We start from the raw sequence: 11,304 nt of genomic DNA on the forward strand, positions 1-11,304 counted from the left end.
GGAAGGATGTCGCTGTGCCGAAGCCTTATCCGGAGGAGTTCCGCCAGGACGTCGTGCGGGTCGCGAGGAACCGCGGTCCGGGCGTGACCGCGGAGCAGGTGGCTGCCGATTTTGGCGTGCACGCGATGACGCTGTGGAAGTGGATGCGCCGCGCGGACATCGACGAGGGCACGAAGCCCGGGACCAGTAGCCAGGACAACGCGGAACTGCGTGAAGCCCGTCGGCGGATCAAGCTGCTGGAGCAGGAGAACGAGGTCCTGCGCCGGGCGGCGGCCTATCTGTCGCAGGCGAACCTGCCGGGAATAGGATCTACCCGCTCGTGAGGGAGCTGGCCGTGGATGGGTGCCCGTCGCGGTGATGTGCCGGGTGCTGAAGCTCGCCAGACAGCCCTACTACCGGTGGCTCGAGGAGCCGGTGACCGGCGCCGAGTTCGAGGAGGCGTATCGCGCGAACGCGTTGTTCGCCGCCCATCGTGACGACCCCGAGTTCGGCTACCGCTTCCTGGCCGACGAGGCCCGCAGCACCGGCGCGGTGATGGCGGACCGGACCGCGTGGCGGATCTGCCGGGACAACCGCTGGTGGAGCGTGTTCGGCAAGAAACGCGGCAGGACCAAGAAGGCCGGCCCACCGGTCCACGACGACCTGGTCCGCCGAGACTTCACCGCGTCCGGCCCGTGTGGCTCACCGACATCACCGAACACCGCACCGCAGAGGGAAGGTTGTATCTCTGCGCGATCAAGGATGTCTTCAGCAACAGGATCGTGGGCTACTCCATCGACGCCCAGATGAAGTCCGGTCTGGCCGTCGCCGCCTTGAACAGCGCTGTCGCCCGACGAGGACGCGTCGCCGACTGCGTTCTGCACAGCGATCGCGGGTCGCAATTCCGGTCCCGAAAATTCGTCCGGGCGCTCGGACGGCCTCAAATGGCCGGCTCAATAGGGAGAGTCGGGGCCGCAGGCGACAACGCGGCCATGGAGTCCTTCTTCAGCCTGCTGCAGAAGAACGTCCTCGACCGTCGCGCCTGGGCCACCCGCGAGGAACTGAGGATCGCGATCGTGACCTGGATCGAACGGACCTACCACCGACGCCGCCGACAAACAGGACTCGGCCGACTCACCCCCGTCGAATACGAAACCGTCATGACTACAACGGCCCTTCAGGCCGCGTGACTGAACCTGTCACCTGAAGGTGCGGCAGACCCGTCAGTAGCGTCTGAGGTTTGACGTGGTCGACGGCGCGTGCGGTCGGGTATCGGGCCGATGGTTTGGCCATGGTCGGGTATGTTGCGTTCCTGGCCGGTGTGGGGCGCGGGCCGGTGGTGCTGGTCGGACCGGAGGGGATGGGGCTCAGCGGCGTCGAGCGGCGGTGGGCCGGTGCTCTGGCCGGACTGGGTTGTGTCGTGCTGGCCTTCGACCTCCACCGGGGGGCGCTGTCTGGGCGATCCTGAGGAGATGCTGGCCCGCTGCCTGCCGCTGCTGGTCGATCCCGACCGGATGCGGGGCATCGGCCATGCGGCGCTTGACGTGCTGCGTACCGAACCGCGGTCTGATCCCGACCGGATCGTCGCCGTCGGTTACGGCACCGGAGGCGCGGTCGCGCTGGAACTCGGGCGTGACGGTGTTGATCTGCGGGCGATCGGAACGGTCAACGCGATGCTCACGGGCCGGCCGGGTGAGGCGGCGCGTATCGGTTGCCCGGTGTGGGCCGGGGTCGGTTCGGAAGACTCGATCATGTCGTCCGGGCAGCGGGACGCGTTTGCCGCCGAGATGCAGGCTGCGGGCGTCGACTGGTGCCTCACCGTCTACGGCGGTGCCCTGCATGGCTTCCGTCATCCGCCGGTCGACCACTCCACCGTCTCCGGCGTCGGGCGCCACGCCCTGCATGCACGGCGAGCCTGGCGCGATGTCGTCGGCCTGCTCGCCGAGTGCCTGCCCGTGTCGGGGGACCGGGGGGCGTGACCGGGCGGTGACGGTGGACCGTCGGGTCGTGGATCGCGTACGGGGCCCCGTGAGGGGCCTGGCCGGATGCGGTGGATGCCGCCGGTTGTGACGGGGTTGGCCGCAAGCGCGTGGGTTCGTGGATTCCGGGGGCGGGGGGGTGACGACCCCGCTCGTCTGCCGGTCGCGGACGGGGTGTCAGAAGCTGTCTTGTGATGGCTCGTGTCCGGTGAGTGGGTTGTCCGCTGTCATGGTGTTTCTGTCCCTGCTCTCGTGTTCCGGGAAGTGGGGGGTGTTTCTTCAGTGGGTAGTACGCGGTGGGGCCTCGACGGCCTTGGGTCTCCCCGTGATGTCGTCCCGGGCGCGAGATCCGGATTCCTGGGTCGTCGTTTCGGTGTTGCTGGCCGTCCTCTGCCTGGTGGTGCGTCGGGTCGTGCTTGCGGTCGCGGACATCACCGACTGCATCCGCGATCGGCGCCGTGCCGGCGAGCTCGTCGATCGCTGACGGAAACTTCAGGTGCAGCAGGCGACGGCCCGCCTCGTCTTTGAGGACAGGTCCGTCGATCTGGCGAGGCTCACCCCGTTCAATTCCTCGACCTCGTCGTCGACGAGCCGTGTACCGCCGCGCCTCGGACCGTCGCGTGGTGCCGGTGGCTGCAGCCGGCTGATCTGGCCCGGGTGCTGCTCGTCGCAGCGGCGGTCGTGTCTTTCCCGGGCCGGTGGACGACAGCGGCCCAGGTCGAGGGGATCTCGTGGTCGGCTCGAGGCGCTGCGCCGGAGGCGGGAGCGGTTCCGTGTCCGCGCCGGCGGTGTCGCCCCGCACCGCGGCCGCTTGGTCGTGGCTGGTTCGTCGGCGGGCTGGTCGTCTCCGGCACCGGCGAGGGTGTGGACGCCGCCGGTGCCCCGGCCTGCCCGGTCTGCTCGTCGACCACGTGCTCGCCCCGGGTGACGACCGCTTTGGGCGGCCCTGGTCACCCGGCCCTGTGCGGCGAGGCGGGCCGGGCCGCAGGATGCTGTCCGGCAGGCTGCAGGAAGCTGTCCTTCCGGAACGCCGGTGGAGGGTCCGGGGGATGGGAGCGTGGAGGGGAAGAGCTGATCCGTCCGCACTATCCCCGGGGAGTTACCCATGTCCGCATCAGGTTCCGAGGGCCGGAAGATCGTTCCGGGAGCCGCGTTCTTCGCGCTGCTGACGGTGGCGCTGGGCGTGACGTTGACCGTCTTCGACGGGGCCACGCGCACGGTCGCGGCCGCCGCGCTCGGCGTGTTGGCGGTCCTGGCGGTCGCCGTGTTCAGCGCGTCGCTGCGGCGCGCCAGGAGGTGAGCCGCCGGGCCGAGGAGCCCGCGGGAGAGGGTCCCGGGCCGGGGGCGGGAGGCGCGTGACGCCGTTCCCGCCCCCGGCCTTCGCCGTTCGAGGTCGCTGTCAGAGCCAGCCGCGGTCGCGGGCGAGGAGGGCGGCCTGGACGCGGTTGGTGGCGTCCAGGCGCTGCATGAGGGCGGCGACGTGCTTGCGGTAGGTGCGGACCGAGATGCCGAGGTCGCGGGCGCCGGTCTCGTCCTTGTCCGAGGCGTAGAGGGAGGCGAGGACCTTCCGTTCGATCTCGCTGGGCAGGCCCTCGTCGGCGCCCGCGGTGTCGCCGGAGAGATCCGGGACCTCCTGGGCCCCGTCCCACATCCGCTCGAAGAGCGAGACCAGGGCGGCGACGAGGCCGGGCTCGCGGGTGAGGATCGCGCCGCGGGAGGTGTCGGCGGGGTCGAGAGGAGTGAGGGCGGCCGCCCGATCACAGATGATCATGAGTTCGAGGGGGCGGCGGGAGATACGGATCTGCGCCCCCTTCCCGGTGAGCTCCCTGAGGTAGGCGAGTGTGGCCGGATCGTCCAGAGCGGCGGCGCCCATCAGCGTCCGCATCCGGACGCCGCGGCGCAGGATGCGCAGGTCCAGGGGGCGGGAGTTGGCGATGTTCTGGGCGGACATCACACCGTGCGGGTTGGTGGTGAAGTTCTCGGTCCGGGTGAAGAACGTCAACTCGTCGATGGCGGCACGGACCTCGTCGAGGCTCCGCAGGTGCTGCAGGCCCGGGCCCCGCTCCGCGAGGACGTTGCCCGAGGTCATCGCGGCCTCCCGTTCGGCGAGCAGGGAGTCGACGGCCCCGGTCCGGGCGAGCTGCCCCTCGAGTTCCAACCGGCGCTGGTCGACGAGCCGCTCCACCAGCCCCTCGACGGCCTTGGCGGGCGGGACGGGGCGGAGCAGGCCGTTCGGCCCGGAGGAGGCCAGGCCGAGTTCGACGAGTCGCCGGCCGGGGGCGGTGTCGTAGGAGTCGGTGCCGGGGCCCTGCGGTTGGTTCCCTCCCTCCCGCAGCAGCGACCGATAGAGGGCCTCCTCCTGCGGCGCTATCCCCAGGAACTCCAGGACCCGCTTCGTCACTTCGTCCTCCCCCGTGGCCATCGGCCCCTTACGTGCGCCGTGTGGTTCCGGGACAAGAGATATCCCGACTTTGTACCTGCGCGCTACGAAATGACCGCTTGAGCGCAGCGTCCGGAAGGCCCGTTGCGGGAGGCGGGTGGGGGCTGCGCCTCGGGAGCCGGTGTCTGTGCAGGTGAGGACGGCGAGCGGCGGCGGTCGAGAGAGGTTCTCCGCACCCGGAGGGACCGACGGACTCGAGCCGTGCGGGGACGAGGTGCGAGGGCTCCGAGGGGCGCAGCAAGCGGTAGCGGGGAGCGCAGGATGCTGCACGGTTTCGCTCTCGATCGGGTGTTCCCCGAACGGCAGAGTTCTTCTTGCGAGAAGCGCACAGCGCAGCAGGAAGCAAGAACGAACCGACCACCGATCGATGCCTTCAGGGGGAGTCTCGATGAACCGCGCCGGAACCGCCTCACAGCAGGTCGTCCGCCCGTCCCGCACGTCGCTCCGGCTCGCGGCGGTGACTCTGGTCGCCGGTGCCGCGATGGCCCTCGGGGCGACGGGCACGGCTCAGGCGGACGAGACCCCCCGGCCGGCCGGCAAGGTCGCGGCGCAGTCCCTCCCGCAGATCCCGTCCCGGACCGTGGACCCGCAGCTCACCGGGCAGGTCCGCACCGCACTGGAGCAGGTTCTGCAGCACGCGGTCGGCCTGCCCGGACAGGTCGTCGACGCCCTCGACACCAACGAGTGGCCCTGACCGAACCCGCCCCGCCCCGCAACCACCGCGACCCAGTGAAAGGAGAGGACACCATGACGGACTACTCGGTCCTCGTACCGCTCGTTCCTCGCAGACCCGAACAGATCCTCCCCTTCGCCGGCCTGGTCAGGTGGACCGGGGCGCACCGCCTCTGGCAGGGGCAGGGCCTGATCACCGAGTCCCACCAGAACTTCGCGTACGCCGCCGGGGCCGGCTTCCGCGTCCCCACCGGGCTCGGGGTCACGTTGACGCCGATGCGGCACCCCTACGAGGCGGCGCTGCAGGCCAGGTCGATCGCCCTGATGACCGGCGAATCGGTGGTGGCCGGGTTCGGGCCCGGAGCACGGCAGATGCAGCAGTCGCTGCTCGGCGCGCCCTACCCCAGCCCGCTGACCGCCTCCCGCGAGTACCTCACCGCCGTACGGGCCGCCCTGACGGGCAGTCCGGAGGCCGTCGAGGGTGAGTACTGGCATCAGGCCGGACGCCTCCCGGCCGTGCCGGGGGCCCGGGTCGACGTGGGGCTGGGCGTGCTCAGGCCGGGCATGGCGAAGGTGGCCGGGGAACTGGCGGACGTCGCCATCACCTGGCTCACCCCCGCCCGGTACCTCAAGGAGCACATCGTGCCGGCGCTCTCCTCGGCGGCCGCGGCCGCCGGGCGCGCCCGGCCGCGGGTCACCGCGATGGTTCCGCTGGCCCTGGCCCGCGACGGGCGCGACCCGGCGCGCCTCGCGCTGGCCTCCAACGGAGCGCACCTCAGGCTCCCGCACTACCGCGACATGCTGCGCCGCGGCGGCGTGCCGCTGCCCGACGGCGACTACGACGAGGCCGATCCGCAGCCGCAGGCGCTGGCCCTGCTCAAGGGCGGGGCGTTCCTCTACGGAACCGCCGACGAACTGCGCGGGCAGATGGAGGCGTACGCGGCGGCCGGCGTGGAGGAGGTCGTCCTGAACGTCACCGGAGTGGCGTCGCTGCACGGTCCGCAGGAAGCGGCCCAGGAAGTGAAGAGTCTGCTCATCGCCCTCGGCGCGGCCTGACGCCAGGCCCGTACCGCCCGCACCAGCCGCCCGTTCCGCACCTCCGTCCGGCCCCGCCTCGTCCGAGGCGTCCAGGGGCCTTCCCTACCGCAAGGGTCGTCATGCACATGACAGAAATTGCGTCCGTGGTCGAGTGGGGCACCGGACGCCCTGCTCCCGGGCGTCACCGGCCCGCCGACGTCACCGCCACCGTCGTCCTCGCCGACGCCGCCCACCTGCCCGCCCTGCTGGCCGCTCCGTTCTGCGGCCCGGGCACCACCGTGCTGTGTCCCACCGCGCAGGACGGCCCCGAGCCCGGCACCCTCACCGTCCGCGACGAGGTCCGGATCGTCTCCTACCGGGGCGACCTGGCCGGCGACGACGGAGGCGAGGCGGCTCTCCACCCCGACGTCTGGCTGTCCACCCTCCCCTACGCCCAACACAACGGGCCCTCCTGGGAGGCCGGGACGGGCATCACCGGCCCCACCCTCCTCCGCGTCACCGACGACGCCGACCTGTACGCCTACCTCGCCGACGCCGACCGGGCCCGCACCCACGGCATCTTCCCCGGCCTGCCCACCCACCCCGCCGCCCAGTGCGCCGACCACACCGCGCTCGGCGCGCCGGCGACCGGGGACGGCCCCCGGCTGCGCCTGTACGTCCGCCCCGACGGCCAGGTCGCCGTCACTCCCGGCGGAGCACCGGTCGGTGACCTCTCCTGCGGACTCGGCGCACTCGAATCCGCCTGGGCCGCCGTGGCCCCGGTCGGACCCGAGGCACTGCGACGGCCCTGGCTGGGCCGCTACCTGGCCGCCGCCGAAGCCGTGCGGGCCGCCCGCTCCCGCGGACTGGCCGACCTCCGGGTCTCCGGATTCGGCACACGCCTCAACCCCCTGCTCGACCCCGAGCGAGGCGTGGACCGCGAGGACCCCCACCTCCCCCTGCTGCTGTGGAGCGGGGACGTCGCCCAGATCCACGACCCCCGCAGCGGCCGCATCCTGCGACTGTCCGCCGACACCACCCCGGCCGCCGAGGCGCTGCTCGCCACCGGCAGCTGCCGCGCCGCCGCCCGCTACGCCGACCTCTCCACCGTCAAGGCCGTCGACGTCTACTTCAGCGCCACCGGCATCCCGCTGACCGCTCCGCCTCTTTCCTCCGCCTCGACCCGCCCTGAGGAGCCCGTCCGATGAGTACCCTGCTCAGCCCCGCCCGTGCGGGCACCGCGCTCACCGGCCGCGCCGGCGCAGCCGTCGCCGCGCTCGGTGACCGCGCCCGGATCTGCGACCTGTACGACGCCGACGGAAGCCCCGTCTACCACGACATCTGCGGCACCACCGGCTACGAGGTCAAGGAGATCCTGGCAGCGCTCCAGGGCGCCGAAGGAGCGGTCCTGGACCTGGCCGCCGGCACCGGCCGCCTCACCTTCCCGCTGCTGGCCGCCGGATTCGAGGTCACCGCCCTCGAACTCTCCCCCGACATGCTCGGCCTGCTGCGCACCGCGCTCGCCGGCGCACCCGAGGAGATACGGCGGCGCTGCACCACCGTGGAGGCCGACATGGGCTCCTTCAGCCTCCCCGGCCACTACGGCACGATCCTGCTGGGCACCACCACGATCTCCCTGCTGCCGCCGGACGAGCGCTCCGGCCTGTACCGCTCGGTCCGTGAACACCTGCTGCCCGGCGGCCGGTTCCTGCTCACCACCGTCGACGTCGACCCCGCCGGGGACGGCACCGACGAGGACGTGGTCCTGGTCCCCGCAGCCTCGGGCCGCATCTACGCCATGTACGAGCAGTGGACGGCCGGCGCGGACTCCCGCACCGTCACCGTGCTGCCCCAGCCGATCCCCGCCGACGGCCCCGTCACCGTCGCCACCACCACCATCGGCGTGGTCCCGGCCGCGCTGCTCGCCGCCGAACTGGACGAGGCGGGCTTCACCCTCCTGCGCACCACCCCGATCGGCGGCCCCGACGGCAGCCGCCACCACGACGTCCTGATCGAAGCCGAGGTGCGGCCGTGAACCACCCCGCCCTGTGGACCAGCCTGGTCCCGCCCTCCCAGCACGGCCGCGACGACCTGTGCGCCGTCTCCGCGGAAGGCATGCGCATCCGCTTCCACGACGGCCGCGAACTCCTCGACGGAGACAGCGGCCTGTGGAACGCGAACCTCGGCCACGGCAACGCCGCCATCACCCAGGCGGTGGCCGACGCCCTCCACCAGGCCTCCTACCTCAGCGTCTTCCGCTTCGAGCACACCTACGCCCGCCGCGCCGCCGAGGCCCTGGTCGAACTGGCCGGCGCCGACCACTACAGCCGGGTGGTGTTCTCCACCTCCGGCGGCTCCGCCAACGACCTGGTGATGAAGACCGCCCGCCACTACCAGGCCCTGCGCGGCCGGGACGACCGCAAGACCGTCGTCGGCCTGCTGGGCAGCTACCACGGCCTGACCTACGGCTCCTTCTCCCTCACGGGGGAGAACCTCGGACAGCGCCTGTACGGCGTCGACGGCCGGTACGTCCGCCACGTCCCGCCCAACGACACCGCCGCGCTGGCCGCGCTGATGGAGCGCCAGGGCGACAGCATCGCCGCCTTCGTGGTCGAACCGGTGCTGGGCAGCGGCGCGGTCCCGCTGGAGCAGGAGTACCTCGACGCCCTGCTCGACCACCGCGACCGCCACGGCTTCCTGCTGGTCGCCGACGAGGTCGCCACCGGCTTCGGGCGCACCGGCGACATGTTCGCCTCCCAGCGCTGGAGCGCCCGCCCCGACCTGCTGGTCACCTCCAAGGGACTGACCAACGGGACATGCGCGGCCTCGGCCGTCATCGTCTCCCGCGCCGTGGCCGACGCCTTCGCCGAGGCCGACGCCATGCTCACCCACGGCGAGACCCAGGCCGGCACGCCGGCCAGCTGCGCCGCGATCCTCGCCACCATCAGCGAGATGCGCCGCCTGGACGCCGTCGCCCGGGGCCGCAGGCTCGCCGAACGCCTCGCCGACGAACTCGACACGATGGTCGCCGGACACGCACTGGTCGGCTCCAGCACCGGACTCGGCCTGTTCCGCGCCGTCACCGTGCTGACCGCCGCCGGCGACCCGCTGCCGCAGGGCGAGGTCATGGACCTGGTCGCCGCCATCCGTGACGCCGGCGCCATCGTCCACCCCGGGCTCCACGGCGTCCAACTGCTCCCGCCGCTCACCTGCGGCGACGAGGACCTCGCCGAACTGCTCAGCTGCGTCCGCACCGGCATCGAGACGCACGCCGCCTCCCGCCCCTGCGCCACGCCCGTCCCGGTCCTGACGGGGGTACAGGAATGAACCTGCCCTGGTCGGGCCCCACCCGGCTGCTCATCGGACCCGAAGGACTGGCCGACTGGCTGTCCTACGCGCCCGTCGGCCACGCCTCCGTCCTCGTCGACCCCGCCCTCGCCGGCTCCCGCATCACCGCCCTGGTGGAGGACGGCCTGCGCCGCGCCGGACACCAGGTGCAGATGCTGGCCCCCGAGGGGCCCGGCAACGCCGCCGAGGTCCTCGACCTGGCCCGCCGCACCGCCCGCTCCGAGGTGATCGTCTCGGTCGGCGGCGGGACCTGCACCGACCGCGCCAAGCTGGTCGCCGCCGTCCAGGACAACCCCGAAGCCGCCGACGCCCTGCGCAACAACTCCCGCTCCGGCCTCGTGGCCATCCACCCCCGCATCCGGCGCAAGCGCCCGCTGCTGGCCGTCCCCACCACCCTCGGGCCCGGCTCCGAGCTGAGCCGAGTCGCCTGCATGCCCCACGAGCAGGGCAAGCGGCTGATCTCGGCGGAGGCGCTGATCCCCGACGCGGCACTGCTGGACGCCTCGGCCACCGAGACGCTGCCCGCACACCTCCTCCAGGAGGGCGTTCTCGAAGCCCTGTTCCGCACCGTCACCCCCTACGTCGGGGACCACCGCGAACTCCCCGTCGAGGACGCCTTCTGCGAGGCCTCCGCCGCGCAGCTCGCCTCCCTCGGCCACCGCCTGTCGGAGCTGCGCACCGCCGGTCTCCCCGCGGGCGCAGAGCTCCGGCTCGACACCGCCCGGCTCAGCGGACTGACCCACGCCCCCTGGATGCGGCTCGGCCGCGCGCCCTTCACCACCGCCGGCTGGATCGTCGCCAACGAACTCTCCGCCGCCCTGGGCGTCCGCAAGATGACCGCGGTCGCCGCCCTCCTGCCCCACCTGTGGCAGAAGGTCCTCGACGGCGACGAGCGCTACGGCAGCGAACGCAGGCTGCGACGCATCTGGGACCGGATCAGCCACGGCACCCCGCAGCCCCTCTCCGCCCACCCCGCTCACGGCGTCACCGGCCTGATCGAAGGCTGGGGAGTCGAACGGCACCTCGACGCCGACCCGGCCCGGCTGCGCGGCATCGCCCTGCGCACCACCCGGGCCTGGGGGGCCGGCCTGCCGATGCTCGGCGGCCTGCTCACCGACGACGTCGAGGAGTTGCTGCACCTCGCGCTCGACCGAACCGACCCCCGGGACTCCCCGGCCCTCGACACCCCGCAGGCCGCCCTGTGCGCCGCCTGACCGCCCCGCCACCTGCCCACCGTCCGCCCGCCCCTCACAGGAGTCCCCGATGAGCCCCTCCACCGCTCCCCCCGCCGACGCCGTCCTCTCCACCCCCGGAGAGGAACTGGGACTGCAGGAGCTGGAGGCACGGGAGGCCCCGGGCTTCTGGACCGGCTACTCAGCGGGCCCCGCCGTCAGCAGCCCGGCGCTCGACCACCGGGTGGCGTCCGGCGCCTGAGCCCGCCCGCCGCCCCACCGACCGTTCCACCCCTGCGCACCATCCGCCGCTTCACGACCCAAGGAGTCCCCATGTCCGACAACAAGCCCTCCACCCCTGTCGACCAGGCCGAGACCGCCGTCGACGAGCAGGGCCTGGAGCTGGGTCTGCAGGAGCTGGAGGCCCTGGAGGCCCCCGGTTTCTGGACCGGGTTCTCGGCCGGCACCGCCGTGGTCGCCTCCGCCGTCGCCTCCGCCACGATCGTCACCTGATCCCGGCCCTCGCACTCACCGTCCCTTCATCCGCACCGCCCTTCGAAACAACAGAGGAGATCGAAATGTCCGAGAAGAACATCAACGAGCAGGCCGAGACCGCCGTCGACGAGCAGGGCCTGGAGCTGGGTCTGCAGGAGCTGGAGGCCCTGGAGGCCCCCGGTTTCTGGACCGGGTTCTCGGC

Annotated in this window: 10 protein-coding genes and 2 pseudogenes; 11 read left to right on the forward strand and 1 reads right to left on the reverse strand. The window is 72.6% G+C overall.

Annotation, left to right across the window (positions count from 1 at the left end; translation table 11 throughout):
- Positions 1-14 precede the first annotated feature (14 nt).
- The 3 genes and pseudogenes from ACFWEG_RS14370 to ACFWEG_RS14380 all read left to right on the forward strand — a co-directional run bounded on the left by ACFWEG_RS14370 (position 15) and on the right by ACFWEG_RS14380 (position 3,258).
- A pseudogene (locus tag ACFWEG_RS14370) lies at positions 15-1,169 on the forward strand (IS3 family transposase).
- 50 nt (positions 1,170-1,219) lie between these two features.
- Positions 1,220-1,958: pseudogene (locus ACFWEG_RS14375) on the forward strand (dienelactone hydrolase family protein).
- Positions 1,959-3,063: 1,105 nt separating this feature from the next.
- Positions 3,064-3,258, forward strand: coding sequence for a hypothetical protein (locus ACFWEG_RS14380; RefSeq protein ID WP_387214019.1), 195 nt, complete (start codon positions 3,064-3,066; stop codon positions 3,256-3,258).
- A 99-nt stretch (positions 3,259-3,357) separates the two neighbouring features.
- Here the strand turns inward: ACFWEG_RS14380 and ACFWEG_RS14385 are convergent, their stop codons facing one another.
- A complete protein-coding gene (locus ACFWEG_RS14385; RefSeq protein WP_387214022.1) occupies positions 3,358-4,359 on the reverse strand; it encodes a LuxR C-terminal-related transcriptional regulator in 1,002 nt (333 codons plus the stop codon).
- A gap of 427 nt (positions 4,360-4,786) precedes the next feature.
- On the opposite strand from ACFWEG_RS14385, the gene ACFWEG_RS14390 reads away from it, so the two are divergent.
- The 8 genes from ACFWEG_RS14390 to ACFWEG_RS14425 all read left to right on the forward strand — a co-directional run bounded on the left by ACFWEG_RS14390 (position 4,787) and on the right by ACFWEG_RS14425 (position 11,120).
- On the forward strand, positions 4,787-5,092 hold the full coding sequence (locus ACFWEG_RS14390; protein ID WP_387214025.1) for a hypothetical protein: 306 nt from the start codon (positions 4,787-4,789) through the stop codon (positions 5,090-5,092).
- 53 nt (positions 5,093-5,145) lie between these two features.
- The gene (locus ACFWEG_RS14395; RefSeq protein WP_387214028.1) at positions 5,146-6,126 is read left to right on the forward strand and encodes an LLM class flavin-dependent oxidoreductase; all 981 of its coding nucleotides are present in this window, start codon (positions 5,146-5,148) and stop codon (positions 6,124-6,126) included.
- A gap of 107 nt (positions 6,127-6,233) precedes the next feature.
- Positions 6,234-7,295, forward strand: coding sequence for a daptide biosynthesis RiPP recognition protein (gene mpaB / locus ACFWEG_RS14400; RefSeq protein ID WP_387214031.1), 1,062 nt, complete (start codon positions 6,234-6,236; stop codon positions 7,293-7,295).
- Positions 7,292-8,122: a daptide-type RiPP biosynthesis methyltransferase gene (gene mpaM / locus ACFWEG_RS14405; RefSeq protein ID WP_387214034.1), complete on the forward strand. Its 831-nt coding sequence runs from the start codon at positions 7,292-7,294 to the stop codon at positions 8,120-8,122. The genes mpaB and mpaM overlap by 4 nt, the downstream gene beginning before the upstream one ends.
- Positions 8,119-9,414 carry a daptide-type RiPP biosynthesis aminotransferase gene (mpaD, locus tag ACFWEG_RS14410; protein WP_387214037.1) on the forward strand — a complete coding sequence of 432 codons (1,296 nt, stop codon included), beginning with the start codon at positions 8,119-8,121 and terminating at the stop codon, positions 9,412-9,414. Before mpaM ends, mpaD begins: the two co-directional genes overlap by 4 nt.
- A complete protein-coding gene (gene mpaC, locus ACFWEG_RS14415; RefSeq protein ID WP_387214040.1) occupies positions 9,411-10,649 on the forward strand; it encodes a daptide-type RiPP biosynthesis dehydogenase in 1,239 nt (412 codons plus the stop codon). Before mpaD ends, mpaC begins: the two co-directional genes overlap by 4 nt.
- Before the next feature lie 49 nt (positions 10,650-10,698).
- A complete protein-coding gene (locus ACFWEG_RS14420; RefSeq protein WP_387214043.1) occupies positions 10,699-10,869 on the forward strand; it encodes a hypothetical protein in 171 nt (56 codons plus the stop codon).
- A gap of 71 nt (positions 10,870-10,940) precedes the next feature.
- Complete coding sequence (locus tag ACFWEG_RS14425; protein WP_387214046.1) at positions 10,941-11,120, forward strand: daptide-type RiPP; 180 nt, start codon at positions 10,941-10,943, stop codon at positions 11,118-11,120.
- Positions 11,121-11,304: the final 184 nt, after the last annotated feature.

The organism is Streptomyces sp. NPDC060194 (genome assembly GCF_042728285.1).
Taxonomy (GTDB): Bacteria; Actinomycetota; Actinomycetes; order Streptomycetales; family Streptomycetaceae; genus Streptomyces.

Bases quoted from the DNA above. Each gene is read 5' to 3' on its own strand.
- ACFWEG_RS14380 (WP_387214019.1), top strand. From the start codon at position 3,064: ATGTCCGCATCAGGTTCCGAGGGCCGGAAGATCGTTCCGGGAGCCGCG.
- ACFWEG_RS14390 (WP_387214025.1), top strand. From the start codon at position 4,787: ATGAACCGCGCCGGAACCGCCTCACAGCAGGTCGTCCGCCCGTCCCGC.
- ACFWEG_RS14395 (WP_387214028.1), top strand. From the start codon at position 5,146: ATGACGGACTACTCGGTCCTCGTACCGCTCGTTCCTCGCAGACCCGAA.
- mpaB (WP_387214031.1), top strand. From the start codon at position 6,234: ATGACAGAAATTGCGTCCGTGGTCGAGTGGGGCACCGGACGCCCTGCT.
- mpaM (WP_387214034.1), top strand. From the start codon at position 7,292: ATGAGTACCCTGCTCAGCCCCGCCCGTGCGGGCACCGCGCTCACCGGC.
- mpaC (WP_387214040.1), top strand. From the start codon at position 9,411: ATGAACCTGCCCTGGTCGGGCCCCACCCGGCTGCTCATCGGACCCGAA.
- ACFWEG_RS14420 (WP_387214043.1), top strand. From the start codon at position 10,699: ATGAGCCCCTCCACCGCTCCCCCCGCCGACGCCGTCCTCTCCACCCCC.
- ACFWEG_RS14425 (WP_387214046.1), top strand. From the start codon at position 10,941: ATGTCCGACAACAAGCCCTCCACCCCTGTCGACCAGGCCGAGACCGCC.